This is a genomic window from Pseudomonas sp. SCPG-7 (assembly GCF_002156405.1).
GTDB classification, from domain to species: Bacteria; Pseudomonadota; Gammaproteobacteria; order Pseudomonadales; family Pseudomonadaceae; genus Aquipseudomonas; species Aquipseudomonas parakoreensis.
This window is the reverse complement of record NZ_MVOO01000005.1, coordinates 68,062-94,066: the sequence shown is the minus strand read 5'-3', so window position 1 is coordinate 94,066 and position 26,005 is coordinate 68,062. Positions and strand designations below refer to the sequence as shown.

The 26,005-nt window shown below is 59.7% G+C and carries 27 protein-coding genes and 1 pseudogene; 13 read left to right on the top strand and 15 right to left on the bottom strand.

From position 1 onward, the window contains the following. The first annotated feature begins 131 nt into the window (after positions 1 to 131). Positions 132 to 1,415, top strand: coding sequence for an FAD-binding oxidoreductase (locus B1722_RS11915; RefSeq protein WP_086792831.1), 1,284 nt, complete (start codon positions 132 to 134; stop codon positions 1,413 to 1,415). Between the two features lie 128 nt (positions 1,416 to 1,543). Here B1722_RS11915 and B1722_RS11910 read toward each other — a convergent pair whose 3' ends face one another. After that, positions 1,544 to 2,329, bottom strand: coding sequence for a DeoR/GlpR family DNA-binding transcription regulator (locus B1722_RS11910; RefSeq protein ID WP_086792629.1), 786 nt, complete (start codon positions 2,327 to 2,329; stop codon positions 1,544 to 1,546). 252 nt (positions 2,330 to 2,581) lie between these two features. Beyond that, entirely contained in the window at positions 2,582 to 3,475 is an 894-nt protein-coding gene (locus B1722_RS11905; protein WP_174377063.1) for a LysR family transcriptional regulator, read from the bottom strand. An 84-nt stretch (positions 3,476 to 3,559) separates the two neighbouring features. On the opposite strand from B1722_RS11905, the gene B1722_RS11900 reads away from it, so the two are divergent. Then, a complete protein-coding gene (locus B1722_RS11900) occupies positions 3,560 to 4,336 on the top strand; it encodes an NAD(P)H-dependent oxidoreductase (RefSeq protein WP_086792625.1) in 777 nt (258 codons plus the stop codon). A gap of 160 nt (positions 4,337 to 4,496) precedes the next feature. Here the strand turns inward: B1722_RS11900 and B1722_RS11895 are convergent, their stop codons facing one another. From B1722_RS11895 to B1722_RS11885, 3 genes are all read right to left on the bottom strand, one after another. Next, positions 4,497 to 5,516 carry an AbrB family transcriptional regulator gene (locus B1722_RS11895; protein WP_086792623.1) on the bottom strand — a complete coding sequence of 340 codons (1,020 nt, stop codon included), beginning with the start codon at positions 5,514 to 5,516 and terminating at the stop codon, positions 4,497 to 4,499. Positions 5,517 to 5,660: 144 nt separating this feature from the next. Further along, positions 5,661 to 6,083, bottom strand: a complete 423-nt coding sequence (locus B1722_RS11890; protein ID WP_041073433.1) for an HD domain-containing protein — start codon at positions 6,081 to 6,083, stop codon at positions 5,661 to 5,663. A 15-nt stretch (positions 6,084 to 6,098) separates the two neighbouring features. Further along, positions 6,099 to 6,479: a hypothetical protein gene (locus tag B1722_RS11885; protein ID WP_041073435.1), complete on the bottom strand. Its 381-nt coding sequence runs from the start codon at positions 6,477 to 6,479 to the stop codon at positions 6,099 to 6,101. Positions 6,480 to 6,743: 264 nt separating this feature from the next. Between B1722_RS11885 and B1722_RS11880 the strand changes: the two genes are divergently transcribed. Beyond that, the gene (locus B1722_RS11880; RefSeq protein ID WP_086792621.1) at positions 6,744 to 7,364 is read left to right on the top strand and encodes a hypothetical protein; all 621 of its coding nucleotides are present in this window, start codon (positions 6,744 to 6,746) and stop codon (positions 7,362 to 7,364) included. Positions 7,365 to 7,489: 125 nt separating this feature from the next. Continuing rightward, positions 7,490 to 7,921 carry a hypothetical protein gene (locus B1722_RS11875; RefSeq protein ID WP_086792619.1) on the top strand — a complete coding sequence of 144 codons (432 nt, stop codon included), beginning with the start codon at positions 7,490 to 7,492 and terminating at the stop codon, positions 7,919 to 7,921. Positions 7,922 to 7,990: 69 nt separating this feature from the next. Here B1722_RS11875 and B1722_RS11870 read toward each other — a convergent pair whose 3' ends face one another. Beyond that, positions 7,991 to 8,404: a hypothetical protein gene (locus B1722_RS11870; RefSeq protein ID WP_086792617.1), complete on the bottom strand. Its 414-nt coding sequence runs from the start codon at positions 8,402 to 8,404 to the stop codon at positions 7,991 to 7,993. Positions 8,405 to 8,506: 102 nt separating this feature from the next. On the opposite strand from B1722_RS11870, the pseudogene B1722_RS29825 reads away from it, so the two are divergent. Then, positions 8,507 to 8,593: pseudogene (locus tag B1722_RS29825) on the top strand (fructose-bisphosphate aldolase); the annotation flags it as partial. Positions 8,594 to 8,655: 62 nt separating this feature from the next. On the opposite strand, the gene B1722_RS11860 reads toward B1722_RS29825, so the two are convergent. The 5 genes from B1722_RS11860 to B1722_RS11840 all read right to left on the bottom strand — a co-directional run bounded on the left by B1722_RS11860 (position 8,656) and on the right by B1722_RS11840 (position 14,620). After that, positions 8,656 to 9,213: a hypothetical protein gene (locus tag B1722_RS11860; RefSeq protein ID WP_086792615.1), complete on the bottom strand. Its 558-nt coding sequence runs from the start codon at positions 9,211 to 9,213 to the stop codon at positions 8,656 to 8,658. A gap of 41 nt (positions 9,214 to 9,254) precedes the next feature. Further along, on the bottom strand, positions 9,255 to 9,803 hold the full coding sequence (locus B1722_RS11855; RefSeq protein WP_011333561.1) for a cupin domain-containing protein: 549 nt from the start codon (positions 9,801 to 9,803) through the stop codon (positions 9,255 to 9,257). A gap of 357 nt (positions 9,804 to 10,160) precedes the next feature. After that, positions 10,161 to 11,444 carry an FAD-binding oxidoreductase gene (locus tag B1722_RS11850; protein ID WP_086792613.1) on the bottom strand — a complete coding sequence of 428 codons (1,284 nt, stop codon included), beginning with the start codon at positions 11,442 to 11,444 and terminating at the stop codon, positions 10,161 to 10,163. Positions 11,445 to 11,495: 51 nt separating this feature from the next. After that, complete coding sequence (locus tag B1722_RS11845) at positions 11,496 to 12,986, bottom strand: aldehyde dehydrogenase (RefSeq protein ID WP_086792611.1); 1,491 nt, start codon at positions 12,984 to 12,986, stop codon at positions 11,496 to 11,498. A gap of 257 nt (positions 12,987 to 13,243) precedes the next feature. Continuing rightward, positions 13,244 to 14,620 (bottom strand): glutamine synthetase family protein, encoded by a 1,377-nt coding sequence (locus B1722_RS11840; protein ID WP_041073455.1) that lies wholly within the window; start codon positions 14,618 to 14,620, stop codon positions 13,244 to 13,246. A gap of 282 nt (positions 14,621 to 14,902) precedes the next feature. On the opposite strand from B1722_RS11840, the gene B1722_RS11835 reads away from it, so the two are divergent. The 5 genes from B1722_RS11835 (at position 14,903) to B1722_RS11815 (ending at position 20,224) form a co-directional block, all read left to right on the top strand. Continuing rightward, positions 14,903 to 15,664 (top strand): gamma-glutamyl-gamma-aminobutyrate hydrolase family protein, encoded by a 762-nt coding sequence (locus B1722_RS11835; RefSeq protein WP_047293497.1) that lies wholly within the window; start codon positions 14,903 to 14,905, stop codon positions 15,662 to 15,664. Between the two features lie 367 nt (positions 15,665 to 16,031). Further along, a complete protein-coding gene (gene potA, locus B1722_RS11830; RefSeq protein ID WP_041073459.1) occupies positions 16,032 to 17,174 on the top strand; it encodes a polyamine ABC transporter ATP-binding protein in 1,143 nt (380 codons plus the stop codon). Positions 17,175 to 17,203: 29 nt separating this feature from the next. After that, positions 17,204 to 18,085 carry an ABC transporter permease subunit gene (locus B1722_RS11825; protein ID WP_371260449.1) on the top strand — a complete coding sequence of 294 codons (882 nt, stop codon included), beginning with the start codon at positions 17,204 to 17,206 and terminating at the stop codon, positions 18,083 to 18,085. Then, a complete protein-coding gene (locus B1722_RS11820) occupies positions 18,082 to 18,957 on the top strand; it encodes an ABC transporter permease subunit (protein ID WP_041073462.1) in 876 nt (291 codons plus the stop codon). Before B1722_RS11825 ends, B1722_RS11820 begins: the two co-directional genes overlap by 4 nt. Before the next feature lie 169 nt (positions 18,958 to 19,126). Continuing rightward, the gene (locus B1722_RS11815) at positions 19,127 to 20,224 is read left to right on the top strand and encodes a polyamine ABC transporter substrate-binding protein (RefSeq protein WP_041073464.1); all 1,098 of its coding nucleotides are present in this window, start codon (positions 19,127 to 19,129) and stop codon (positions 20,222 to 20,224) included. A gap of 249 nt (positions 20,225 to 20,473) precedes the next feature. Here B1722_RS11815 and thpR read toward each other — a convergent pair whose 3' ends face one another. Beyond that, the gene (thpR, locus tag B1722_RS11805; protein WP_086792607.1) at positions 20,474 to 21,013 is read right to left on the bottom strand and encodes an RNA 2',3'-cyclic phosphodiesterase; all 540 of its coding nucleotides are present in this window, start codon (positions 21,011 to 21,013) and stop codon (positions 20,474 to 20,476) included. A 105-nt stretch (positions 21,014 to 21,118) separates the two neighbouring features. Here thpR and B1722_RS11800 point away from each other — a divergent pair, with 105 nt between their 5' ends. Beyond that, on the top strand, positions 21,119 to 21,313 hold the full coding sequence (locus B1722_RS11800) for a hypothetical protein (RefSeq protein WP_041073468.1): 195 nt from the start codon (positions 21,119 to 21,121) through the stop codon (positions 21,311 to 21,313). A gap of 118 nt (positions 21,314 to 21,431) precedes the next feature. Here B1722_RS11800 and B1722_RS11795 read toward each other — a convergent pair whose 3' ends face one another. Together B1722_RS11795 and B1722_RS11790 are read right to left on the bottom strand one after the other, a co-directional pair. Beyond that, a complete protein-coding gene (locus B1722_RS11795; RefSeq protein ID WP_086792605.1) occupies positions 21,432 to 21,785 on the bottom strand; it encodes a DUF1428 domain-containing protein in 354 nt (117 codons plus the stop codon). Between the two features lie 2 nt (positions 21,786 to 21,787). Continuing rightward, positions 21,788 to 22,867, bottom strand: coding sequence for a hypothetical protein (locus B1722_RS11790; RefSeq protein ID WP_086792603.1), 1,080 nt, complete (start codon positions 22,865 to 22,867; stop codon positions 21,788 to 21,790). 372 nt (positions 22,868 to 23,239) lie between these two features. Here B1722_RS11790 and B1722_RS11785 point away from each other — a divergent pair, with 372 nt between their 5' ends. Continuing rightward, the gene (locus B1722_RS11785; protein ID WP_041073474.1) at positions 23,240 to 23,512 is read left to right on the top strand and encodes a hypothetical protein; all 273 of its coding nucleotides are present in this window, start codon (positions 23,240 to 23,242) and stop codon (positions 23,510 to 23,512) included. A 45-nt stretch (positions 23,513 to 23,557) separates the two neighbouring features. Here the strand turns inward: B1722_RS11785 and B1722_RS11780 are convergent, their stop codons facing one another. After that, positions 23,558 to 23,764 carry a hypothetical protein gene (locus tag B1722_RS11780; RefSeq protein ID WP_041073476.1) on the bottom strand — a complete coding sequence of 69 codons (207 nt, stop codon included), beginning with the start codon at positions 23,762 to 23,764 and terminating at the stop codon, positions 23,558 to 23,560. 244 nt (positions 23,765 to 24,008) lie between these two features. Between B1722_RS11780 and B1722_RS11775 the strand changes: the two genes are divergently transcribed. Next, the gene (locus tag B1722_RS11775) at positions 24,009 to 25,763 is read left to right on the top strand and encodes an L-lactate permease (RefSeq protein WP_041073478.1); all 1,755 of its coding nucleotides are present in this window, start codon (positions 24,009 to 24,011) and stop codon (positions 25,761 to 25,763) included. Positions 25,764 to 26,005 lie beyond the last annotated feature (242 nt).

Here is a 26,005-nt window from a genome sequence, read left to right as displayed (position 1 = left end):
TGTGGGAGCTGGCTTGCCAGCGATGGGGCCGGCACATTCAGCATCTCTGGTGACTGATACGCCGCTATCGCTGGCAAGCCAGCTCCCACAGGGTCCTCGAATTGACTCCCGAATTTTGTGTGGACACCAACATGACCCAACGCTGCAATTCCTACTACACCGCCACCCTTCAACAGGACACCGACTACCCGACCCTGCAAGGCCGACATCAAGTCGATGTGGTGATCATCGGCGGCGGTTTCACCGGCGTCGCCACCGCCGTCGAACTCGCCGAAAAAGGCCTGAAAGTTGCCATCGTCGAGAGCCACAAGATCGGCTGGGGCGCCACCGGGCGCAATGGCGGACAAGTCACCGGTAGCCTCTCAGGCGACGGCGCGATGCGCAAACAGATGCGCCCGAAACTCGGTGATGAGGTCGACGATTTCATCTGGCACCTGCGCTGGCGCGGGCATCAAATCATCCGGCAGCGGGTCGAGAAGTACGGCATTCAGTGCGACCTCAAACACGGTCATCTGCACGCGGCTTACAAGCCGAGCCACATGGCCGGTTTGCGCAATGATTACGAGGAAGCCGTGCGTCGCGGCCTCGGCGACGAAGTCAGCCTGCTTGACCGCAGTCAAATGCGCGACCTGCTGCAAAGCGACCTCTACCACGGCGCAATCAAGAACACGCGCAACATGCATCTGCACCCGCTCAACCTGTGTATCGGCGAAGCGCGGGCGGCAGAAAGTCTTGGCGCGCTGATCTTCGAGAACAGTGAAGTGCTGGAGATCATTCACGGCAAGAGCCCGGGCGTACGCACCGCCCACGGCCAGATCGACGCCAATCAGGTCATGCTCGCCGGTGACGTCTATCACAAGCTCGAACCGGGCCAGCTCAAGGGCAAGATTTTCCCGGCCATGGGCGGTATCGTCACCACCGCGCCGCTGGGTGATCTGGCGCGGCAGATCAACCCCGAAGACCTCGCGGTGTACGACTGCCGTTTCGTCCTCGACTACTACCGCCTCACGGCCGACGGGCGCCTGCTGTTCGGTGGCGGCGCGAACTACAGCGGCAAGGATTCACGGGACATCGCCACCGAACTGCGCCCGTGCATCGAGCAGACCTTCCCGGCGCTTAAAGGGGTGCAGATCGACTATCAATGGAGCTGCGCGATGGGCATCGTGATCAACCGCATCCCGCAACTGGGCAAGCTCTCGGACAACGTCTGGTATTGCCAGGGCTACTCGGGACACGGCATCGCGACGACACACATCATGGGCGAAATCATGAGCCGCGCGATCACCGGGCAGATGGAACAGTTCGACACGTTTGCGCAGTGCCAGCACATTCGGGTGCCGATGGGGGATTTGCTGGGCAATCCGTTGCTGGCGGCGGGGATGTGGTATTACCAGATGCTTGAAAAATTGCGTTGATCGCACTGGCCCCATCGCTGGCAAGCCAGCTCCCACAGTGTCCGTGTCGTACTCAACATTATGTACACCACCAAAACCTGTGGGAGCTGGCTTGCCAGCGATGAGGCCATCAGCCTCCGCACAAAACCTCAGTCCGGCAACTGCTCCACCACAATCCCCAACCGCCGATAATCCTCGACACTGCCCGACGCCAGATGCCGCTCGGTAATCAGCGTATGCAGGCGCGTGCACGGCGCCACCACAAACGGCTCCACCGCCCCCAGCTTGTCCGCCGTGGTCACCGCAATCACCCGCGTCGCGCTGTCGAGCAGCGCCTGTTTCACCGGCACTTCATCGAAGTGCAGCGAGGTGATGCCCACTTCCGGGTGAATTGCGCAGACGCCGGTAAAGGCCAGATCCGCCTTGATCCCGGCCAGCATGCGCACCGCCTCGTGCCCGCCGGCCGCCATCGTGCGCGGGTTCAGTTGCCCTCCGGCGAGAATCACTTTCACGCCCTTGTACTCAGACAACGCAATGGCCGTCATCGGTGCGGCGGTCACCGCGGTGATCTGGATATCCGCCCGCAGCGAACGCGCCACCTGCAACGCGGTCGAGCCGGAATCGAACAGCACAATCTGCCCGTCCTCGACCTCTCGCGCCGCCCGTTGCGCCAACTGCACTTTGACCTCATCGGTCTCCTCCAGCCGGGTGAAGTAATCCTTGCCGCTGTCCTTGGGCCTTGGCAGCGCCCCGCCGTGCACACGCTGCACCAGTCCGGCGTTGTCCAGTTCGGCGAGGTCGCGGCGGATGGTGTCTTCGGACACGGCGAAATGCTGGCTCAACTCGGAGGCCATGACCTTGCCGTCGCGCTCGAGGATCAGGAGGATTTTCTGCCGGCGCAGGGAGGGCAGTTCGGTGACCGAATGATCGTGCATGGTTTTGCCTGTTTGTGCTTGTAGTTGCAGGTTTTGCCGAGACTAGCGAAAGCCTCGGGCAAACACAAACCGGCGGGTATCAATTGTTTCGATCATTGGAATCAACAGGCCGAATTTTTTCTTTGCACGGCGCCTGTTCAGAATGGCCTCACTTTAAAAAGGCTCAGGATGAACAGCTGATGAATCTCAATTTTGCGTTTGCGTGCATGATCGTGGTGTCTTTTGCGATTGCCCTGGGCCACGCCTGATCCGTCATACCGACTTCGCCAGATGCTCGCGAAGCCATTTGTGCGCCGGATCGCGGTGCGCGCGCTCGCCCCAGAACATTGCCATTTCGTAGCCCGGCACCTGCAGCGGTGCGTCCACCACCTGCAACGCCGGGTTGCCGCGCACCAGCCGTGACGGCAGCATCGCCACCAGATCAGTACTGGCCAGCACCGACATCACCATCAGAAAATGCGGCACCGACAGCACCACTTTGCGCGCCAGACCGACCTCGGCCAGCGCCTTGTCGGTGACCCCGAAAAAGCCCCCGCCCTCGCGCGACACCATCACGTGTTCCAGCGCGCAGAACTGTTCGCGAGTCGGCTTACGCTTCAACCCCGGATGCCCGACGCGACCGGCCAACACGTAATGCTCGGTGAACAGCACCCGCTGATGCAGATCCAGCGGCGCGTCTTCGGTGATGTGCAGCGCCAGGTCAAACACGCCCTGCTCCGCCTGCCTGGCCAACTGCGCCGGCACCAGATCAAGCACCGCCAGCCGCGTGCCCGGTGCCTGAGTGCGCAAACCGCTGAGGGCTGGCAGCACCACCGTCGACTCGCCGTAATCGGTCGCCGCGACTTTCCAGATGTGGCGGGCCTGCGCCGGATCGAACGCGCTGGCCGGCGCCACCGCGCGTTCCAGTGCTTCCAGCGCCTCGCGCAACGGCTCGCGCAGTTCATCGGCCCGCGCCGTCGGGCGCATGCCCCGTGGTCCGGGCAGCAACAGCGGGTCGCCGAAAATCTCACGCAGCTTGGCCAGGTGCACACTGACCGACGGCTGCGACAGGCTCAACCGCTCTGCGGCGCGGGTTACGTTGTGTTCTGCCAACAACACGTCTAGGGTCAACAGCAAGTTGATATCCAGACGTCGTAAATTATTCATGGCTATACCTGACATATCAGACATTCATTTCCAATATACCGATCAAGGATTGATCCTGCCTGCATTCAACCAAGGAGTTGCCCCATGAATGTGCTACTGGTCTACGCCCACCCCGAACCCACTTCGCTCAACGGCTCGCTCAGGGACTTCACCGTCCAGCGCCTGCAAGCCGCCGGCCACACCGTGCAGGTCTCCGACCTGTATGCGATGAACTGGAAGACCACGATCGACGCCGATGACGCTCCCGGTCGCGATGAAAGCCGGCCATTCCACGCCTCGATCGATTCGAAACTGGCTTACCAACAGGGCCGGCAGTCCGCCGACATCGCCCGCGAGCAGGAAAAACTGTTGTGGGCCGACGCATTGATCCTGCAGTTTCCGCTTTGGTGGTTCACCATGCCGGCCATCCTCAAAGGCTGGGTCGAGCGCGTGTATGCCTACGGGTTTGCCTACGGTGTCGGCGAACACTCCGATGCGCGCTGGGGCGAGCGCTACGGCGAAGGCAAGATGAAAGGCAAACGCGCGATGCTGCTGGTCACCACCGGAGGCTGGGATTCGCATTACAGCCCACGCGGGATCAACGGGCCGATTGATGATTTGCTGTTTCCGATTCAGCACGGCGTGCTGTTCTACCCCGGTTTCGACGTGGTGCCGCCCTTCCTGGTGTACCGCGCCAGCCGCATGGATCAAGCGCGGTTTGCCGAGACCTGCGAGGCGCTGGGTACGCGTCTGGATGAGCTGTGGAGCACGCGGCCGATTGCGTATCGGCAGCAGAATGCCGGCGATTATGAGATTCCGGCGTTGACGTTGAAGGAAGGTATTGCACCGGGGCTAGAGGGCTTTGCCGCCCACACGCGGTAAAGATCACTGAACCTTTGTGGCGAGGGAGCTTGCTCCCGCTCGGCGACGCAGTCGTCGCAAAACCTGGGATTTCGGTACACCTGAAACACCGTGGCATCGGCGTTTGGGGCCGCTTCGCAGCCCAGCGGGAGCAAGCTCCCTCGCCACAGGGGGATGTGCTTCAGACTTCCTTCTGCGCTCGTCGCACCTGCACCAACAACGCCGGCGCAAAGTGCAGCAATACCATCCGCGCCAGATGATGCGTGAGGATAAACACCACATTCAGCCCACCGGCAAACGCGACAATCGCAATCGTCTCGATCGCCCCCGGCATGTACGCCAGCCACAGCGACAGCGGATCACTGCCCAGCCAGCGCGCCGTCACTTCGGCAAACGCCGCCGCGACCACGATCATCAAGCCGACCGACACCAGCGCCGTCCGCCCATGGCGGCCCAACTCCGCAAGACCGAGCCCCTGAAAACGCGAGCCGATCCGCACGCCGAGAATCAGCGCCGTCAGGTTCAGGCTCCAGTCCGGCATGTGAAAGCCGTGCAGCCATCCCGATTTCACAAACGCCGCCGTCAGCAAAATCGCCGTCAGCATGAACGGCGCCGGCACGCCGATCACCAGCAGCAAACGCCCGAGCACCACGCTCAGGCCAATCAGTACGAATACGGTCAACGCCATACCCGTGCTCAACGGAGCGCTTTCAACCACTGTCAACGAGGCTTGCCCGGGAATCAAAAAGCTCACCAGCAGCGTGATCAGCAACAAGCGCATCAGGTGCACGATGATGACCTTGCTCGAAGCCTTTTCCGATTCGAGCAAATCAAACACCGCCGCCAATGCGCCGGGGTACACCGCCAACAGCGCATCGGTGCGATTCCATCCAGCGCCGCGGGTCAGCCACCATCCGGCGAGGGCAATCTGCACGGTCAGGCATATCAGCAACACGCCGAGGCTTGGCAACATCGCCGACGCCGTCGCACTGTCCCACGCCTCGAACATCAGCCCGGTAGCGATGCCCAGCGTGACCTGGATGTAGCCCAGGCCATACGGGGTGGCGGGGGCAAAACCGCTGCGCGTGGTGATCCATGCGGTGACGAGGATCGCCCCCAGCAACAGGCCATGAGGAACACCGCTGACCTGCAACGCAGCGCCGACAGCGGCAGCGATCAACAAACACAGAATGGATTTCATATTCTTCGCCTTCCTGGCTATTTCCCTGATGTATTCCACTCCCCTGTAGGAGCTGCCGAAGGCTGCGATCTTTTGACTTTGTTTTTTAAAAGCAAGATCAAAAGATCGCAGCCTGCGGCAGCTCCTACAGGGGGGGATTCGTTCTTACGTGCGCAACCGCCCAATCGCCCGCCGATACTTCTCGACCCGTTCCAGATCCTCCCAACTCGGCGAGGCGATCCGCGACAAGTCGCTGTTCTCTTCCAGATCCGCCAGTTTTACCACCCGGCCAATCGGGTTCTGCGCCGCGCGCTCGACGAAATCCTCGTAGGATTCGCCCGGCACTTTGGTCACCGACTCAATCGCCGTCAGCACCTCTTCGCTGAAACCTTCCTTGCGCAAGTCATCGAGGCTGACGCCGCAATCCTCGACCACGTCGTGCAGCACCGCGACGATGCGTTCTTCCAGCGAGTTCATGCGCAACATGACTTTCAGCGGATGCAGAATGTACGGCGCACCGCCCTTGTCCACCTGCCCGGTGTGGGCGGTGGCAGCGATGGCGATAGCGCGTTCGAGGGTTTGAGTCATGCGAGTCTCCGTGGTTTAAACGCCGTAACGGCCGCCGACATGAATGTTGCGTTTGAGCCAGTTGCCGATTGTTTTCAAGCGCCCCACTGGCTGGGAATGTTGTTCAAGAATCACGGAAACCAATATCGCCTGATCCGCCCCCGGATGCGCATCGATCACCTGCGCCACCCACGCACAATCGGCCTTCTTCAAATGCTCACGCCATTCGCCGGGCCAGCCATCCAGCTCATCCAGCGCCAACCACCGCGCCCCGCCCTGCTCGGCATGCCCGCCGCCAATCGATTGCTCGAAGCAGAACGGTGTAGCCGGTCGGGACTGGTCGATGCTGAAAATGTAGATGTCTTGAGTGGGGTGCTGCGGCGTGGGCGCGTTGTTGCGGCTGCCGATTTCGATCATGCGCGGTTCCGTCCGTGGGTGAGGCGTTACAACTTGTTTCGCAGTCTACGACGTGGTGCCGATGGGGGGAACCTTTGGCGATGAGATGTAGACGGACAACTGAAATGGTTCAACCCATCCTCTTTTGTGTAACATTTCCAAACCAGCGTATTTACAAGGATGTTCACCGTGTCAGGAAAACCTGCTGCTCGAGTTACTGATCTAACCTCCTCCTAATGCTTGGTGCGCCTTAGCTAACTGAATGTATGCAAGAGTGAGAGCCGCATGAGGTTTATCAAAAAAATAATGGCACTGGTAAAGCCAGAACCTAGGCAAGAGCAAATTGTCGGGTATACCAAACAGGAGCTTAAAAGCTTATTTTCTCGGCCGTTAGATCATACCAACCTACCCGCTCAGCCTCCCACTACTTCATTGGAAAGCGCTGATATCTGCGCATTTTTTTCGCAGTTCCTAATCGACCCTAAAGATTTGGTTGAATTTGAATCACTCGTCGAATCTCACTTCAGAAAAAACACTGAAAGAACCTTCAATGACCTTCCGGTATTTGAATACGAAAGCGCATTGAGCGGAGACCGACTGATATTCTTCGCATCTACTAGAGAATTCAACTCCGTCACGATTCGTTTGATAACTAATAGCCTTGAATTTTTAACGATGCTTAACCGCAAAAAATTTGCGGTTCCTCCACCTTGGTTTGCTTTTGAAGGCTACGAGCCTGCTTGGTGGGGAGGCAGCATGCAAGGTGCTCAAGAGTATTACGACAACAATTACTTTTTCAGTTTTTTCACTCAATTAAGTGACATTGAAAAGCAATCTTATTATTCGAGGTTTGGCGCAACTGATGAGTGGATCGAAAGGTTAGAATTAATGTACGACACAGAGTGATTTGAACAGGAGCACCTTCGCGTACTCTCACCGGAATGGTTGATGGAACCTTCCGAGACGAACCTATCTCGAAACCATAAGCGCCCCGCTCACGATCAAACACGGGGCCATGGGAGAGTTCCGCGATGAGCATCCGAATGTTGCTCCTGATCGCCACCTTCACCGTCATTCCCACCTGCGTCATGGCCGAAGGCTGCGACGTCCAGACCCAATCCTCCAGCGCCTCGGTGTCAGCCGTGGAAACCCACAGCTGCTATGAATATGAAGGCATGCCCGTCAACTCCATCGACTGGTCGTGCAGCAATGAGAGCAAAGACATGCTCAGCAGCACTAAAACCAAAGTCGACCACTGCGCTGATCACTATCAGGCCACGTGTATCGCCACGATCACCCAGGAATCCCTGGCCAACCCGCACTCCACCAGCAAAGACAAAAACGCCAAGGCGCTGAACATCCCCGACAACGCCCAAGTGACCACGTATTACTACGACGCGGAGCATTTGGCCCAGGCGCGAATTGATTGTGAGAACGGGGGTGGGCATTGGAAGGCGAAATAGCGGCGTTTAGCGCGCATGAAAAAGGGACACCGATGGGTATCCCTTTTTGGTTCTAAATGGCGGGTGGATTCAGCGTTTCATGGCCTCACACTGACTGCGCAGATCATGATCGCCGATTGACGAACAGCTACTGCCCTTTTTCGCTTCACAAAACGCCCGCTGGTCATGATCACCAATGCTTGAACACGAACTGCCCATCTCCGCTTCGCAGGCCGCGCGCAGGTCGTGATCACCGATGGAGGAACAACTACTGCCCTTTTTGGCTTCGCAATAAGCGCGCTCGTCATGATCGCTAATGCTTGAGCACGAACCACCTTTCTCCGCTTCGCAGGCCGCACGCATGTCGTGGTCGCCGATGGAAGAACAGCTGCTGCCTTCCTGCCGGGCCTGGCAATAACTGCGTTTGTCGTGATCACTGATGCCGGAACAACTGGCGGAAACATAACCGCTGAACAGCAACAACATCGCAAGAATCAGTTTCATCTCACACTTCCTTGGGCTTGCCGGGAAACAGCCTGGCATTGGGTGATTCGTTCGAAATGAGCGTCGCGACACGCCATCAAGTTGACATCAGCCTTAAGGAACGTTCCGACCATCGCCAGAATCATGGTGCAAGACGTGAGTGATGTGTTTCGAGTTATAGAGCAACGAGGATTTGATGTCGTAGGCTAGAAAATTTGAAGGTGACAGACTCATATAAATAGGTCCGTCACCTTTTCTGCATGTCACTGCAATCACTCCCTACCATTCAGCTCTTTCAACAACACCGTCATAGTGGCAAGTTTCTTATCAACATCAACGATGCTGAAAGTAAACGACCGCGCCCCCACTTCAAAGTTTCGACTCCACCCCTTGGTTACTTTTACCGTATACAAAGGAGACTCCGGCGTCTGAACGTCTATAAGAAAACTCGAATACCCTTCACCGCCCGATGCTGACTTTACATATACACTAAACGGCAAAGTACTTTCTTTCAGGCCCTGCCCTACATTCAAGATACGGGTCTTGTTTATAGGCTTTGTCACAGTATTTTCCGGCGACTTGACTTCCACTTGTTGCTTTGCTTTTTCAAGTTCGGAAATACGCTTTTCAAGGGAAATTATTTTCTCGCCAAACACACCGTCAACATTAGGCGTATTTTTTACAGCACTAAAATCTTGGCCCCAGATCCGAAAAACAACACCATTTGATTCGGAATACCAGAGCATGCCTGCCACCGTTGCGATACTCAGGAACAGAAAAAACAGAGCAACAGGCAAGGTTAATTGTTTCCAGAAGGCACCATTTTCCATTTCGTCTTCCCTTACAAAAAATACAAATTTTCAGACGACGATCAAAAATTCGCCGGCGTATTCGCACTGATGATTTCCGCCTCATCCGCCCCGATATTCCGGAACTTGTGCGGCAGCGTCGTCGGAAAGTAATACCCGTCCCCCGCACTCAACACGCTCACCTGCCCGTCCACCGTCAACTCGACCGTGCCACGGGTCACCAAGCCACACTCCTCGCCTTCCGCGTGAACAATCGGCTCTTCGCCGGAGCTCGCGCCCGGTGCGTATTGCTCACGCAGCAAGCGCATCTGGCGGCTCGGCACGGAGGCGCCGATCAGCAGCAGGCGCAGGCCGTGGCGGCCGAGGTCGGGTTGTTCGTTGGCGCGGAAGACGTATTGGTGTTCGCGCGGGGGCTGGTCGAAGGTGAAGAAGTCGGCCAGGGACATCGGGATGCCTTCGAGCAGCTTTTTCAGGGAGCTGACGGAAGGACTGACGCGATTCTGTTCGATCAGGGAGATGGTGGCATTGGTCACGCCGCTACGCCGGGCCAGCTCGCGCTGGGAGAGTTTGTAGCTTTCGCGTACTAGTTTGAGTCGAGAACCCGTATCCATGACAGCCTTATGTGAGTAGTACTTAAGGGTAATGGGGGTGGGTGGCGGGTGCCGCGCAAGGCGCGGATCACGTTGCTCCCGTGTCCCGGAACCGTGAAAGGCGGCTATTAAATCACGTTTGCCGGTGTTGCTCAGCAGGTTCGATGGACGGTGGGTGAAATGAGCCTGCTGGGGGTAATTGCGGGTCAGGCACAAGACCTGTGGGAGCGAGCTTGCTCGCGAATGGGCGGCACATTCAACATCTCTTTTGCTGATAGGCCGCTTTCGCGAGCAAGCTCGCTCCCACAGGGTTTGTGGTGTTGCCGGTCATGTGAAAAAACCGGCGGCGCCTGTGCGGGACCGCCGCCGGGGAGGTAACTAGATGCCGAAGCGGTCGCGCAGCGAGTAATACACGGCGCCGAGGGCGGTCAACGGGGCGGAGAAGGTGCGCCCGCCGATCATTGGCATGTGCGGCAGCGAGGCGAAGGCGTCGAAGCGTTCGGCGTCGCCGCGGATCATTTCCGAGATCAGTTTGCCGGCCAGGTGCGAGCAGGTGACGCCGTGACCGCTGTAGCCCTGCATGTAGTAGGCGTTTTTCTCGATGCGGCCGAATTGCGGCATGCGTGACATGGTCAGCAGGAAGTTGCCGGTCCAGCGGTAGTCGATTTTCACGTCCTTGAGCTGCGGGAAGGTCTTGAGGATCTTCGGGCGGATCAGTTGTTCGATGTCGTCCGGTTCACGGGCGCCGTAGACCACGCCGCCGCCGTACAGCAGACGGTTGTCAGCGGTGAGACGGTAGTAATCCAGCAGGTAGTTGCAGTCTTCGACGCAGTAGTTGTTGGTGATCAGGCTGCGCGCCTGCTTTTCGGTCAACGGTTCGGTAACGCAGATCTGCGAGCCGCACGGCATGCTCTTGGCGGTCACGCGGTTGTCCAGACCTTGCGGCAGGTAGGCGTTGCCGGCGATCAGCAGGTATTTGGCGCGCACCTGGCCTTTGGCGGTGCGCACGACGTTCGGCTCGCCGTACTTGATTTCCACGGCGGCCGATTGCTCATAAATCTTGCCGCCCAGGCGCACGATGGCCGCGGCTTCACCGAGGGCGAGGTTCAGCGGATGCACGTGGCCGCCCTGCATGTCCAGCAGGCCGCCAACGTAGGCGTCGGAGCCGATTTCGCGACGGATGTCAGCGGCATCGAGCATCTTCAGGTTTTTGTTGCCGTAACGTTCCCAGCTGCGCTTCTGCTCGGCCAGGCCGTTGAGTTGTTTCTTGTTCATCGCTGCGAAAATGCCGCCCGGGCGATAGTCGCACTTGATGTCGTAGTCCTTGATCCGCGAACGGATGATGTCGGCGCCTTCGAAGATCATGCTGCCGAGGATTTCTGCGGTCTTGTCACCGTAGCGCTCTTCGATCACATCGACGTCGCGACTGTAGGAGTTGACCAGTTGCCCGCCATTGCGGCCACTGGCGCCGTAGCCGACTTTCGCTGCTTCGAGCACCGTCACTTTGTAGCCGGCCTCGGTGAGGAACAGGGCCGAGGACAGGCCGGTGTAACCGGCGCCGATGATGCAGACGTCGCACTCGACCGACTCTTCAAGGGTCGGGAAGTCGATGACTTCGTTGCGGGTGGCGGCGTAGTAGCTGTTGACGTGTTGTTGCTTCATTTTATTGTTCTCCGAGGGTCGCTCATCAGGAGCGACCGCCGCTGTAGAAAATCAGAGCTTGATCCAGGTCGCTTTCAGCTCGGTGTACTTGTCAAACGCGTGCAGCGATTTGTCGCGACCGTTGCCCGACTGTTTGAAGCCACCGAACGGCGCGGTCATGTCGCCGCCGTCATACTGGTTGACCCAGACACTGCCGGCGCGAAGGCCACGGGCGAAGGTGTGCGCTTTGCTCAGGTTGCTGGTCCACACGCCGGCGGCGAGACCGAAGATGCTGTCGTTGGCGATCTGCAGCGCTTCTTCAACGGTGTCGAAGGTGATCAGCGACAGCACCGGGCCGAAGATTTCTTCCTTGGCGATGGTCATGGCGTTGGTCACGCCGTCGAAAATCGTCGGCTCGATGTAAGTGCCGCCGGTTTCTTCGAGGGTGCGCTGGCCACCGGCGATCAGTTCGGCGCCCTGCTCGCAGCCGATGCTGATATAGCGCAGCACGTTGTCGAGTTGACGCTGATCGACCACGGCGCCGACGGTGGTGGCCGGGTCAAGCGAATGCCCCGGCTTCCACGCCTGCAGCGCTTCCACCAGCAGCGGAATGAATTGCTCGCGGATCGAACGTTCGACCAACAGGCGCGAACCGGCGGTGCACACTTCGCCCTGGTTGAAAGCAATGGCACCGGCCGCAGCCTGGGCTGCCGCGCGCAAGTCCGGGGCGTCGGCAAACACCACGTTCGGGCTCTTGCCACCGGCTTCGAGCCAGACGCGTTTCATGTTGCTCTGGCCGGCATAAATCATCAGTTGTTTGGCAATCGCCGTGGAACCGGTGAAGGCCAGCACGTCGACGTCCATGTGCAGCGCCAGCGCCTTGCCGACGGTGTGGCCGAAGCCCGGCAGGACGTTGAACACACCTTTCGGAATGCCCGCGTCCAGCGCCAGTTGGGCGATGCGGATCGCGGTCAGCGGCGACTTTTCCGAAGGCTTGAGGATGAACGAGTTACCCGCCGCCAGCGCCGGGGCGAATTTCCAGCTGGCCATGATCAGCGGGAAGTTCCACGGCACGATGGCCGCGACTACGCCGGCTGGCTCGCGGGTTACCAGACCGAGTTGGTCGTGCGGCGTGGCAGCGACTTCGTCGTAGATCTTGTCGATGGCTTCGGCGCTCCAGCGGATCGCGTTGGCGGTCGCCGGAATGTCGATGCTCATCGAGTCGCTGATCGGTTTGCCCATGTCGAGGGTTTCCAGCAGCGCCAGTTCTTCCTGGTGTTGCAGGATCAGATCGGCGAAGCGGATCAGGATGCGTTTGCGCTCGGCCGGGGCCTTGTTGGCCCACACGCCGGAGTTGAACGACTGGCGTGCGACTTCGACGGCGAGGTTGGCGTCGGCTTCATCGGTGCTGGCCACGGAGGCGAGGAAACGGCCGTCGACGGGGCTCAGGCATTCGAAGGTGGCACCACTGATCGCCGGGCGATATTCGCCGTTGATGAACGCGCGGGATTCGAGGGTCAGGGACTGGAAGCGTTGTTCCCAGTCGTTGCGGGTGGTTGTCATTGTTGTGGCTCGACAAGGGGGAATTGGGGGTGTCGTGTCTGGCTTGAGATAGCTGCCCTCACCCTAGCCCTCTCCCAGAGGTAGAGGGGACCGACCGAGTTGTCTCGGGAGTTGCGCCGACCTGAATGACCGAGTCGATTATGGATTCGGTAAAGCAGGTTCAGGTCGCAGGATTTCCCAAGCATCCCCGGTCAGTCCCCTCTCCCTCCGGGAGAGGGTTAGGGTGAGGGGCTCTTGGCTTTTGAGGGCCGAAACCATCACACCGTATGCAGATACCAGTTGTACTCAAGGTCGGAGATCGAGTTTTCGAACTCGGCCAGCTCGCTTTCCTTGCACGCGACGAACACGTCGATGTACATCGGGTCGATGTAGCGGGCCATGACTTCGCTGTCGTCCAGCTCGCGCAATGCATCGCGCAGGTTGTTCGGCAGGCTCTGTTCGTTCTGCTCGTAGCTGTTGCCTTCAACCGGCGCGCCTGGCTCGATCTGATGGGTCAGGCCGTGGTGAATGCCTGCCAGTACCGAAGCCATCAGCAGGTACGGGTTGGCGTCGGCACCGGCGACACGATGCTCGATACGCACGGCGTCGGCCGAACCGGTCGGCACACGGACTGCTACGGTGCGGTTGTCGATACCCCAGCTCGGCGAGTTCGGCACGTAGAACTGCGCGCCGAAGCGGCGGTACGAGTTGACGTTCGGGCAGAGGAAAGCCATTTGCGCAGGCAGGGTCTCCAGCACACCGCCGATCGCGTGGCGCAGCGCGGCGTTCTGCTCGGGATCCTCGCTGGCGAAGATGTTGTTGCCTTCTTTGTCCAGGATCGAAATGTGTACGTGCAGACCGTTGCCCGCCTGGCCCGGATACGGCTTGGCCATGAAGGTGGTGTCCATCTCGTGGTCGTAGGCGATGTTCTTCACCAGACGCTTGAGCAGAACGGCGTAGTCGCAGGCCTTGATCGGGTCGGAGACGTGATGCAGGTTGACTTCGAACTGCGCCGGGGCGCTTTCCTTGACGATCGCGTCAGCCGGGATGCCCTGCTCTTTCGCGCCTTCGAGGATGTCTTGCAGGCAGTCGACGTACTCGTCGAGATCGTCGATCAGGTAGACCTGAGTCGATACCGGACGCTTGCCGGAGACCGGTGAACGCGGCGACTGCGGACGGCCGTTCACGTTGTCCTGGTCGATCAGGTAGAACTCCAGTTCGAACGCGGCGCAAATGGTCAGGCCCAGTTCATCGAACTTGCGCACCACGTTCGCCAGCACTTCACGCGGGTCGGCGAAGAACGGCTCGCCTTCCAGTTCGTGCATGGTCATCAACAGTTGTGCGGTTGGGCGCTTCTGCCACGGCTCGATGCTCAGGGTGCCGGGGATCGGGTAGCAAATGCGGTCGGCGTCACCGATGTCCAGGCCCAGACCGGTGCTTTCCACGGTGGAGCCATTGATGTCGAGGGCGAAGAGCGAGGCCGGCAGGTTGATGCCTTTCTCGTAAACCTTGTGAAGACTGGTGCGCTCGATGCGCTTGCCGCGCACCACACCGTTCATGTCTGCAATCAGAAGGTCGACGTACAAAACCTCAGGATGTTTCTTAAGGAATGCGTTTGCTTCGTTGAGTTGAACGGCACGCAGAGGGACCGACATGATGCACCTATTTAGCTGTTAATTATTATGTTCACTGCTGTTTCGCCGAGCCAGTCAATCCGAAAGGCAAAGTGAAGTCAATAGCGAACATCCAGCTGTTCAGCGTTTATTTTTCGGGCTTTTTTTAACACTCACGTGCCAATGCAGGCGCCGCAAGGCTTGGAATCATGAAGATTGGATGAGCGGCGTTTAGAATTTTTTACATGGCAGTTGTTAATTAAAATCAACGAGGCTAAGCTCCGGAAAAGCTCGTTCAAGTGTCAAACTTCGAGGTGAATAAAAATGGCATTCAAGCCATTGATCGGCGTTACTGCGTGCGTCAAACAGATTGGCCTGCACCCCTATCACATCAGCGGCGACAAATACGTTCGCGCTGTCAGCGTTGCGGCGCTGGGGTTGCCCGTCGTCATTCCTTCCCTTGGCAAACTGACTGAAATCGAAGACCTGCTGGGTCAACTCGACGGTCTGCTGCTGACTGGCTCACCCTCGAACGTGGAGCCCTTCCACTATCAAGGCCCGGACAGCGCCCCCGGCACGGATCACGATCCGGCGCGGGACGCCACCACCCTTCCTTTATTGCGTGCAGCCATTGCAGCGGGCGTTCCGGTACTCGGCATCTGCCGTGGCTTCCAGGAAATGAACGTGGCTTTCGGCGGCAGCCTGCACCAGAAGGTGCATGAGTTGCCGGGCATGCTTGATCACCGCGAAGCCGACAGCCCGGACGTGGCCGTGCAATACGCACCGGCGCATGCCGTGAGCGTGCTGGCCGGTGGTGTGTTCGAGGCGCTCGAGTTGCCGGGCGAATTCCAGGTCAACTCGATCCACAGTCAGGGCATCGACCGCCTCGCGCCCGGCCTGCGTGCCGAAGCGGTGGCGCCGGATGGGCTGATCGAGGCGATCTCGGTCGAGCACAGTCCGACCTTCGCCCTCGGCGTGCAATGGCACCCGGAATGGCAAGTGCTGGACAACCCGAACTACCTGAAGATTTTCCAGGCGTTCGGTGAGGCTTGCCGGCAACGGGCGGCGCGACGCAACCAGCGCTGACACCACCCAGGATTTCAAAACTGTTTACTGCCCCCACGGGGTCGGCGGTTGCGCGTGTGCGCATCCGTCATCCGTGAAAACAACAAACCGTAATAACAACAAGTACGACCCAGGCAGCCAGGACGGCGGCGCCGAACAAGCCGGATGGCCGGAGCAAAACCGTCAGATCAATGCAAAACCCTGTGGGAGCTGGCTTGCCAGCGATGAGGCCATCACCTCCAACATTGTTGGGGAATGATCCACCGCGATCGCTGGCAAGCCAGCTCCCACAGAGAATGTGATCCGACCGGAAATGCACCTGCAGGCTTGCAATCCACTTAAGCCCGGCCACGTTGGCCGAGCGAACGAAACCTGTTGGGAGTTTCACATGGCAAACGCCTCCAGCACTTACCGGAAGGCACTTGAAGGCCACCAGCAACCGAAAAAGGTTCTGGTGAAAGTCGATCGTGTCACCAAAAAGTTCGACGAAACCACGGCCGTGGACGATGTGTCCCTGGAGATCCATCAGGGCGAAATCTTCGCCCTGCTCGGTGGCTCCGGTTCGGGCAAATCGACCCTGCTGCGCATGCTCGCCGGTTTCGAGCGGCCAACTGAAGGGCGGATTCTGCTCGACGGTGTGGACATCACCGACATGCCGCCCTACGAGCGGCCGATCAACATGATGTTCCAGTCCTACGCGCTGTTCCCGCACATGACCGTGGCACAGAACATTGCCTTCGGCCTCAAGCAGGACCGTTTGCCCGCCAGCGAAATCGACGCCCGCGTCGAAGAGATGCTGCGCCTGGTGCACATGACCCAATACGCCAAACGCAAACCCCATCAGTTGTCCGGCGGTCAGCGCCAGCGCGTCGCCCTCGCCCGCTCACTGGCGAAACGTCCGAAGCTGTTGCTGCTCGACGAACCAATGGGCGCGCTGGATAAAAAGCTGCGTTCGCAAATGCAGCTGGAATTGGTGGAAATCATCGAGCGCGTCGGCGTGACCTGCGTGATGGTGACCCACGACCAGGAAGAGGCCATGACCATGGCCGAGCGTATCGCGATCATGCACCTGGGCTGGATCGCCCAGATCGGCAGCCCGGTCGATATCTATGAGGCGCCGGTCAGCCGCATGGTCTGCGAATTCATCGGCAACGTGAACGCCTTCGACGGCACCGTGGTGGAAGACCTTGAAGGTCACGCGATCATCCACAGCCCGGACCTGCAGCAGAAGATCTACGTCGGTCACGGCGTCAGCACCTCGGTGCAGGACAAGTCGATCACCTACGCGATCCGCCCGGAAAAAATGCTTGTCAGCACCCTCAAGCCAGAGACCCGCTACAACTGGTCCGAAGGCAAGGTGCACGACATCGCCTACCTCGGCGGCCACTCGGTGTTCTACGTCGAGCTGCCCGGCGGCAAGATCGTCCAGTCGTTCATGGCCAACGCCGAACGCCGTGGCGCGCGTCCGACCTGGGACGACAAGGTCTACGTCTGGTGGGAAGACGATAGCGGCGTGGTACTGCGCTCATGAGAACCTTCAATCAGCAATGCCTGCGCCTGGTGCCCAGCGGGCGAAAGTTCGTCATTGGCATCCCGTTCATCTGGCTGTTCCTGTTCTTCATGTTGCCGTTCTTCCTGGTGATGAAGATCAGCTTCTCGGAAGCCGCGCTGTCGATCCCGCCGTACTCGGAGATCTACACCTATGCCGAACAGAAATTCCAGCTGATGCTCAACATCGGCAACTACACCATGCTCGGCGAAGACGAGCTGTACCTGTCGGCCTACCTCGGTTCGCTGAAGGTCGCGGCGCTGAGCACGATGATGTGCCTGGTGATCGGTTTCCCGATGGCCTACGCAATCACCAAGGCGAGCAAGGAAGCGCAAAACGTCCTGCTGCTGTTGATCATGATGCCGACCTGGACCGCGATCCTGATCCGCGTTTACGCGTGGATGGGCATCCTCAGCAACAACGGTCTGCTCAACGCGTTTCTGATGTGGACGGGGCTGACCGATCACCCGATCGAGATCCTCAACACCAACACCGCGGTGTATATCGGCGTGGTCTATGCCTACCTGCCGTTCATGGTGTTGCCGCTGTACGCCAACCTGGTCAAGCACGATGGGAGCCTGTTGGAAGCCGCGTCGGACCTGGGTTCGAGCAACTTCAACAACTTCTGGAAAATCACCGTGCCGCTGGCCAAGAACGGCATCATCGCCGGTTGCATGCTGGTGTTCATTCCGGTGGTCGGCGAGTTCGTGATTCCGGAACTGCTGGGTGGCCCGGAGACGCTGATGATCGGTCGCGTGTTGTGGCAAGAGTTCTTCAATAACCGCGACTGGCCGGTGGCATCCGCACTGGCAGTGGTGATGCTGTTGATCCTGATTGTGCCGATTCTGCTGTTCAACCGCAGCCAGGCCAAAGAGATGGAGGCACGAGGATGAAACGCTTCGGTTTTTCCAAGTTCATGTTGATCTTCGGCCTGATGTTCATCTATCTGCCGATGCTGATTCTGGTGATCTACTCGTTCAACGCCTCGAAACTGGTGACGGTGTGGGGCGGCTGGTCGGTGAAGTGGTACGTCGGCCTGCTCGACAACACGCAACTGATGGGCTCGGTGGTGCGCTCGCTGGAAATCGCCTGCTACACCGCGATTGCCGCAGTGGCGTTGGGCACCCTCGCCGCCTTCGTCCTGACACGGGTGACGCGCTTCAAGGGTCGTACGCTGTTCGGCGGTCTGGTGACGGCGCCGCTGGTCATGCCGGAAGTGATCACCGGTCTGTCACTGTTGCTGCTGTTCGTGGCGATGGCGCAGTTGATCGGCTGGCCCCAGGAGCGTGGCATCGTCACCATCTGGATCGCTCACACGACGTTTTGTGCAGCCTATGTGGCGGTGGTAGTCTCCGCCCGCCTGCGCGAGCTGGATCTGTCGATCGAAGAAGCCGCGATGGATCTGGGGGCCAAGCCGTTCAAGGTGTTTTTCCTGATCACCATTCCGATGATCGCGCCATCGCTGGCGGCGGGCGGGATGATGTCGTTCGCCCTGTCGCTGGACGATCTGGTGCTGGCGAGCTTCGTCTCCGGGCCGGGTTCGACCACGCTGCCGATGGAAGTGTTCTCGGCGGTGCGTCTGGGCGTGAAGCCTGAGATCAACGCCGTGGCCAGCCTGATTCTGCTGGCGGTGTCGCTGGTGACCTTCCTCGTCTGGTACTTCGGTCGCAAGGCAGAAGCCAGCCGCAAGAAGGCGATTCAGGAAGCGATGGATCAGACGGCGAATGAGGCGTGGCAGCCTCAGCGATCCGCAGCGACTGCTTAATGCAAGATTGCTCTTGTGGCGAGGGAGCTTGCTCCCGCTGGGCTGCGCAGCAGACCCAAAAGCTTGTGAGCGCTGCGCGCTCAAGCGGGAGCAAGCTCCCTCGCCACAGAGATGTGTGTACATCAGGTTTTGTGTTGTGTTTTTGAATAAAAAGAATGGAGTTTCACCGATGAAAATGTTTGGCAGGACTCTGCTGACACTGTCCTTAATGGGCGCAATCGCCACGGGCGTCCAGGCCAACGACAAGGTGCTGCGTGTTTACAACTGGTCCGATTACATCGCGCCGGACACCGTCAAGAAGTTCGAAGACGAGACCGGCATCCAGGTGACCTACGACGTGTTCGACAGCAACGAAACCCTTGAGGCGCGTTTGCTGGCGGGCAAATCCGGTTACGACATTGTCGTGCCGTCCAACAGTTTCCTGGCCAAGCAAATCAAGGCCGGGGTCTATCAGCCGCTGGACAAATCGAAGCTGTCGAACTGGAAGAATCTCAACCCGGTGCTGCTGAAAAACGCCTCCGCCAGTGATCCGGACAACGCTCACGCGTTCCCGTACATGTGGGGCTCGATCGGCATCGGCTATAACCCCGACAAGGTCAAGGAAGTGCTCGGCGCCAATGCCCCGACCAACTCCTGGGACCTGCTGTTCAAACCGGAAAACGCCGAGAAGCTGAAAGCCTGCGGTATCAGCTTCCTCGACTCGCCGACCGAAATGATCCCGGCTGCCCTGCACTACCTGGGCTACCCGGTGAACGACAAGGACAAGGCGCACATCCTCGAAGCCGAAGCGCTGTTCATGAAGATCCGCCCGTACGTGGCGTACTTCCATTCCTCGAAGTACATCTCGGACCTGGCCAACGGCAACATCTGCGTGGCGGTCGGTTACTCCGGTGACGTGCTGCAGGCCAAGGCCCGCGCGGTGGAAGCCGGCAACAAGGTGCAGATCGACTACAGCATTCCCAAGGAAGGCGCCGGCAGTTTCTACGACATGGTCGCCATCCCGCGCGATGCCGCCAACGTCGATAACGCCTACCTGTTCATGAACTTCCTGATGCGCCCGGACATCATCGCCGAGATCACCAACAGCAACGGCTACAGCAACGCCAACTCGGCGGCGACGCCACTGGTGGACGAAGCGATCCGCAACGACCCGGGTTCGTACCCGTCGCAGGCGGTGATGGCGACGTTGTACGCGGTGCCGGATCAGCCGATTGCCACCCAGCGGATCATGACCCGCGGCTGGACGCGGGTGAAGCTCGGTAAATAGGCCAAGCGCAGATCCAAATGTGGGAGCGAGCTTGCTCGCGAAAGCGGTGGATCAAGCCATACAGATGTTGAATGAGCCGACGCCTTCGCGAGCAAGCTCGCTCCCACAGGGTCGGTGTTCACTCGCAGAATCATTGATTTCCCGTTCACGCAGCGCCTTACCACCGCTGCACCCTGCAATGAACGGCCTCACCTGGCTCCCTCGGCTCAGGTGAATTTCAGGCGCCCTCGGGCGCCTTTTTTTGTGGGTTCAATTCAGTGGCCAATCCTGCAGGATCCGGTAGCGGCCCTTGTGCGATTCGAACAAGGCAAAGCGCTCGGCACGCAGGAAGAACTCCGGCGGCGTGGCGGCTTCCGGTTCCGCTGCGCGGTAGTCCCGGGCCAGGGTCAGGTGCGGGCGGAACTCGCGCGGTGATTCTTCGAAACCGAACGGCAGCATCGCCTGTTCCAGCGCATACACCAGACGCAACAACGCCGGCGGCGCCTGCTCCGGCGCCAGAGACAAGATCCCCGCGCGATGCCAGACCTGCAGACGATCCAGCGCAAGCTTCAATGGCTCACCCGGCGTGCGTACTTTGCCGGCGGCCTCGCAGACTTCATGGATCTGCGCCAGCGGCACCGCGCCGAGGAACAGCAGCGTCAGGTGAAAGTTATCCGCCGGCACCGCTTTGCCGGTTCTCAAGCGCAGATCGGCGCGCCACTGAGCGATGGCCTTGCGTTGTGGTGGTGGGCAGTCGAGGGCGAAAAACAGTCGCTTGAACGGTTCATCCCTGCGCGCATCATCGGTCATGGGCCAGCTCCTTCGCTCGTCGATCGGCCGATTCTACACGGCCTTCTCTGACGACTCGCGACAGCCGGCTATAGTTCAAGGATTGCCATCCAACTGGAGGTCGCCATGCGCGAGATCCTCAGCAAAGAACCCTGGTGGGCCCGACCACCCAGCCCAGGGCAGGATGAAACCGAGCTGGAATGGGGCTGGCTGGTGCATTACAGCGAAGGTGAACCACGCTTCGAATTCGTCCGCGAACGACCGACGGAGGAAGAAATCCGCCACCGCAAAAGCTGCCGGATTACCCCCTCTCCAGAGTGACCACATTCCATTGTGGGAGCGACCCTGCTCGCGAATGCGGTGGGTCAGCCATGAAGATATAGGCTGTGCCGGCCTCTTCGCGGGCAAGCCCGCTCCCACAATGGATTTGCGCTGGTCTTCAGGATTCAAGAAGGTTCTTGAAGCCCCCAAAGATCATCCGTTTCCCATCAAACCCCATCGGGTTGACGTCCGGTTGCATGCGCGGGTCTTCCATCATCTTGGCCATGCCGGCATCGCGGGTGGCCTTGTCGGGCCAGATCAGCCAGCCGGACGACACCGTTTCGCCTTCCTTGAGTTTTACCGCCATCGGGAATGACGTGACTTTGCCTTCCGGCACGTCATCGCCCCAGCCCTGAACCACCTCCGTCGCTCCGTATTCCTTGAACAGTTTCGCGGCGATCTCACAGTGTTTTTTGTACTGTTCGCGATTGGCATTCGGCACGGGTGCTACAAAAATATCGATGTAAGCCATGATCACTCTCCTTGCACGTTGGGTTCGATCTGCTGATTGGTCGATTCGGGAGGTCGCCATTCGACACGATTCAGCCCCTGCCCGACCGACGGTTGTTCGCCCCCGCCAAGGCTGCCCTCGACCTGTCCGGCGATATGCAGGGTTCCGGCCATAACTCCGGTGGTCGGGTTCTGCAGCAATTTCGCCCAGGCCTTGTCGAAGGTGTTGCCCAGGCTGCTGCGAATCAGCGCTTCACTGTCGGGTCGGTCGTTGGCCTGGATGATCGCGCGGATGCCCGCCACCCCAATCGAGATCACCCCGCCGACCAACTTGCCCGCCGCAGCCGCCACCGCACTGGCCGCTCCGCGCGGGGCCATTTCCGCTTCCATCCGTTGACTGGCGCGTTTGGCCACAGGGGCCATGCCGGCGTCGGTCGAGGCAATGCCCTTGCTGCCGCCCTCGGTGTGGATCTTGTCGATCAGCGCGGCATATGCCGGCAAGGTGTTCAGCGGCTCGGTGCTGATGATCTGATACAGCGACGCATCCCGCGCCGGCGGCGGCCCGAGGGCGATGGCCGGGACCTTCTGCAGACGCCCGTTGAGCTGGGCCACCGGCACGCCGTAGCGCTGGGCGATGAGCGGCATCTGCTGGGCCATCAGTTGCGCGTAGAACGCCGTGGCCTGACCGAGGATCGCGTCCGGATCGATCTCCACCGCCACCGGTGCCAGCACTCTTTCCTGATATTGCTCAAGCAGATAGCTCGCCAGACGCTTGGCCGACGCATCCTGCTCGCCGCCGGCACTGATGGTGTACCAACTGACTTTCATCGACAGCCATTCCTGGGTCCAGTAGCTGCTGAACCACGGAATGAAATTTTCTTCAGTTTGCTGATAGACGCGAGTGCGCCAATGTTCCATCGAACCCCGGGCAAATACTTTGACTTGCTCGGTGGATTGCTGCGAGGCGCTGACGATGTCGCGGTCGATCTGCTGCCAGGTCGCCGGCGATACCACCACCGCTCGCGGCGCCACCGGGGCCCGCGCCGAGGAGGCGCAGCCAGCCAGCAGACACAATGCGGCGAGGCTCAGCGCACGCAGGTTCACGGTGGTGGAGTCCTTGAATGGAGGGAGACAGCATTGAGTATAGGTGTGTCAGTTTCCGAGGATGTTGGCTGTACCGACGCCATCGCTGGCAAGCCAGCTCCCACAGAGCCCTTCTGTGAACATCAATCCAATGAACAGCCGAAAACCTGTGGGAGCTGGCTTGTAAGCCCCATGGAAAACTTCAGTGGCCATCAATCCAATGAACACCCGAAAAACCTGTGGGAGCTGGCTTGCCAGCGATGAGGCCAGTCAATCCACCACACCTATTAACCATCAACGCCGTCGATATTCACCATCGCCACGATTGCCTTCCGCCCGCCGCCCGGCGAAGGCACGATTCAGCCATCCGAGACGCAACGAGGAGTAACCATCATGATTCTCACCATCACCCTCTCCGTGAGCTTCCCGGTGTTCGGCAGCAACTATTACGACCAGCAGGTCGTCTCGCGCAAGACGCAAGCGCTGCTGTTCAACGAAGATTTCGACGATGTGCTGATGCCCGCTGCGAGCAATCACTTCAGCAATGAAGTGGTCGGCATCAACGATCAGTTCCGCTTTCTGAGCGACATACTCGCCACCCATTTGCTGGATCTCGAGGCCACCGCGCCTGCGCATTCCAGCGTCCGGGCGAGCGCTCATTTTTAATCGGCGAGGGCGTTCCCGTTGCGGGAACGCCCTTTTGATGTCTACTCAGTCATCGTCGCGATCACGATAGTAACGACGCCCGTCGCGACGACCATCGTCGCGGTCATCCCAGCGTCGGTCATGATCGTAGTAACGGCCATGATCGCGGTCGTAATGCCGCCCGTGGCGGTGATCATCATCAAAGTCCGCCACACAGCCAGCCAGCAATACGGCGGCGGTCACGGTCAGTAGCATCGTTGTAGCGCGCTTCATTCAACACTTCCCTAAAACCAAGGTCTTGACGACGGAACGGCTGTCACTGCCCACGCCTTCACAGGACGCAGTGCGCGCAGCTGCTGATACGACCGGACAAAAGGACTTTGATTCACTGCCCGGGCACGACCGTTGATCGGCCCATTTGCTGCATCCGGGCGGCGGCGAAATGCCACCTATACTGCTGCTTACCGACTCCCACGCAAAGGATCTGCGCCTCGATAACAACAAGCAGAGGTGGATCATGGTCTGGCAGCAAATCTACGACCCGTTCGGCAACCCGCTGATCTCCACGCTCATGGCCGCGGTGCCGGTGGTGGTGATGCTCGCGGCGCTGGCGTTCTTTCACGTCAAGGCGCACCTCGCCGCCCTGCTCGCCCTGGCTTCGGCATTATTGATTTCGATCTTCGCCTTCGGCATGCCGGCGAGCATGGCCGGTTCGGCGGCGTTGTTCGGCGCGGCCAATGGTTTACTGCCGATCGGCTGGATCGTGCTCAACATCATTTTTCTGCACCGCCTGACCACCGAGAACGGCTCGTTCAAAGTGCTGCAGGATTCCCTCGCACGCATCACCGATGACCGGCGTTTGCAGCTGCTGCTGATCGCGTTCTGCTTCGGTGCATTTTTCGAAGGCGCGGCAGGGTTCGGTACGCCGGTCGCGGTGACCGGGGCGATTCTGATCGGCCTCGGTTTTTCGCCGCTGGCGGCGTCGGGTCTGGCATTGATTGCCAACACCGCACCGGTGGCGTTCGGCGCACTCGGTACGCCGATCATCACCTTGGCCAAGGTCACCGGGCTGGATGAGATGGAGCTGTCGATGATGGTCGGTCGGCAGCTGCCGTTTTTCTCGGTGCTGGTGCCGTTCTGGCTGATCTGGGCGTTTGCCGGGTGGCGCAAGATGCTGGAGATCTGGCCGGCGATTCTGGTGGCCGGAGTCAGCTTCGCGGTGCCGCAATTCCTCGTCTCGAACTTCCACGGGCCGATGCTGGTGGACGTGATCGCCGCGCTGATTTCCATGGCCTGCCTGACGTTGTTTCTGCGGGTCTGGAAACCGGCGACGGTGTACACCTCGGCTGCCCTGTCAGGGCGGGTCGACAACTCCCGGGTCGAGGAAGAAAAAGTCACCGCCAGCGCCGCCTTCAGCGATCAGGCACGCCCCGCCGTGATGCGCGCGTGGATGCCGTGGATCATCCTCACCGTGTTCGTGTTTGCCTGGGGCACCCAAGGCTTCAAGAACATCTTCGATGTGCGCCCGGCGCTGGACCCGGTAACGCACGCGGTGAAACTTGATCCACAAGGCAAACCGATGAACGAGGCCAACCCGATTTTCTCCCCGGCGCTGACCTTCACCACCCTGCACCTGCAAGTGCAGAAAGTCCCGCCGGTGGTGCCGGCGCCGAAAGCCGAGGAAGCGATCTACAAGTTCACCTGGTTCACTGCCACCGGCAGCGGCATTCTGCTGGCAGCGATTGTCGGCGGCCTGCTGATGGGCTATTCGATCCCGCAACTGATCAAGCAGTACCTGCGCACCTTGTGGGTGGTGCGGTTTTCGCTGATCACCATTGCCGCGATGCTCGCGCTGGGATTTCTCACGCGTTATTCCGGACTGGACGCCACCATGGGTCTGGCGTTTGCCGCCACCGGAGTGTTCTATCCGATGTTCGGCACCCTGCTCGGCTGGCTCGGCGTCGCGTTGACCGGTTCGGATACGGCCTCGAACGTACTGTTCGGCGGACTGCAACGGGTGACCTCGGAACAGCTGGGCATCAGCCCGGTGCTGATGGCGGCGGCCAACAGTTCCGGCGGGGTGATGGGCAAGATGGTCGATGCGCAGTCGATCGTGGTCGCCTCCACCGCGACCCGCTGGTATGGGCATGAGGGCGAGATTCTGCGCTACGTGTTCTTCCACTCGATTGTGCTGGCGGTGCTGGTCGGCGGGCTGGTGACGTTGCAGGCGTATGTGGCGCCGTTCACGCACATGGTGGTTGGCGGGCATTGAACACAATAGCTGTGGGAGCGGGCTTGCCCGCGATGGCGGTGTGTCATTCAAGCAATGCTGACTGACACGACCCCATCGCAGGCAAGCCCGCTCCCACAAGGTCAGCGTCGCCCAGCTCATTAATGAATCCTGCGCATAACTCTATAGCGCAAATCCGCAAAAACCTTTTCCCCTCCGCACAGGTCATTCCAAGAACGAGACCGGCAAACATGCCGGCGTGCCCGAGTGGGCCCTTCAATCCC

Excerpts from the sequence above, each read along its gene's own strand:
- B1722_RS11915 (WP_086792831.1), top strand. The coding sequence starts at position 132 with ATGACCCAACGCTGCAATTCCTACTACACCGCCACCCTTCAACAGGAC.
- B1722_RS11910 (WP_086792629.1), bottom strand. The coding sequence starts at position 2,329 with ATGCACGATCATTCGGTCACCGAACTGCCCTCCCTGCGCCGGCAGAAA.
- B1722_RS11905 (WP_174377063.1), bottom strand. The coding sequence starts at position 3,475 with ATGAATAATTTACGACGTCTGGATATCAACTTGCTGTTGACCCTAGAC.
- B1722_RS11900 (WP_086792625.1), top strand. The coding sequence starts at position 3,560 with ATGAATGTGCTACTGGTCTACGCCCACCCCGAACCCACTTCGCTCAAC.
- B1722_RS11895 (WP_086792623.1), bottom strand. The coding sequence starts at position 5,516 with ATGAAATCCATTCTGTGTTTGTTGATCGCTGCCGCTGTCGGCGCTGCG.
- B1722_RS11890 (WP_041073433.1), bottom strand. The coding sequence starts at position 6,083 with ATGACTCAAACCCTCGAACGCGCTATCGCCATCGCTGCCACCGCCCAC.
- B1722_RS11885 (WP_041073435.1), bottom strand. The coding sequence starts at position 6,479 with ATGATCGAAATCGGCAGCCGCAACAACGCGCCCACGCCGCAGCACCCC.
- B1722_RS11880 (WP_086792621.1), top strand. The coding sequence starts at position 6,744 with ATGAGGTTTATCAAAAAAATAATGGCACTGGTAAAGCCAGAACCTAGG.
- B1722_RS11875 (WP_086792619.1), top strand. The coding sequence starts at position 7,490 with ATGAGCATCCGAATGTTGCTCCTGATCGCCACCTTCACCGTCATTCCC.
- B1722_RS11870 (WP_086792617.1), bottom strand. The coding sequence starts at position 8,404 with ATGAAACTGATTCTTGCGATGTTGTTGCTGTTCAGCGGTTATGTTTCC.
- B1722_RS11860 (WP_086792615.1), bottom strand. The coding sequence starts at position 9,213 with ATGGAAAATGGTGCCTTCTGGAAACAATTAACCTTGCCTGTTGCTCTG.
- B1722_RS11855 (WP_011333561.1), bottom strand. The coding sequence starts at position 9,803 with ATGGATACGGGTTCTCGACTCAAACTAGTACGCGAAAGCTACAAACTC.
- B1722_RS11850 (WP_086792613.1), bottom strand. The coding sequence starts at position 11,444 with ATGAAGCAACAACACGTCAACAGCTACTACGCCGCCACCCGCAACGAA.
- B1722_RS11845 (WP_086792611.1), bottom strand. The coding sequence starts at position 12,986 with ATGACAACCACCCGCAACGACTGGGAACAACGCTTCCAGTCCCTGACC.
- B1722_RS11840 (WP_041073455.1), bottom strand. The coding sequence starts at position 14,620 with ATGTCGGTCCCTCTGCGTGCCGTTCAACTCAACGAAGCAAACGCATTC.
- B1722_RS11835 (WP_047293497.1), top strand. The coding sequence starts at position 14,903 with ATGGCATTCAAGCCATTGATCGGCGTTACTGCGTGCGTCAAACAGATT.
- potA (WP_041073459.1), top strand. The coding sequence starts at position 16,032 with ATGGCAAACGCCTCCAGCACTTACCGGAAGGCACTTGAAGGCCACCAG.
- B1722_RS11820 (WP_041073462.1), top strand. The coding sequence starts at position 18,082 with ATGAAACGCTTCGGTTTTTCCAAGTTCATGTTGATCTTCGGCCTGATG.
- B1722_RS11815 (WP_041073464.1), top strand. The coding sequence starts at position 19,127 with ATGAAAATGTTTGGCAGGACTCTGCTGACACTGTCCTTAATGGGCGCA.
- thpR (WP_086792607.1), bottom strand. The coding sequence starts at position 21,013 with ATGACCGATGATGCGCGCAGGGATGAACCGTTCAAGCGACTGTTTTTC.
- B1722_RS11800 (WP_041073468.1), top strand. The coding sequence starts at position 21,119 with ATGCGCGAGATCCTCAGCAAAGAACCCTGGTGGGCCCGACCACCCAGC.
- B1722_RS11795 (WP_086792605.1), bottom strand. The coding sequence starts at position 21,785 with ATGGCTTACATCGATATTTTTGTAGCACCCGTGCCGAATGCCAATCGC.
- B1722_RS11785 (WP_041073474.1), top strand. The coding sequence starts at position 23,240 with ATGATTCTCACCATCACCCTCTCCGTGAGCTTCCCGGTGTTCGGCAGC.
- B1722_RS11780 (WP_041073476.1), bottom strand. The coding sequence starts at position 23,764 with ATGAAGCGCGCTACAACGATGCTACTGACCGTGACCGCCGCCGTATTG.
- B1722_RS11775 (WP_041073478.1), top strand. The coding sequence starts at position 24,009 with ATGGTCTGGCAGCAAATCTACGACCCGTTCGGCAACCCGCTGATCTCC.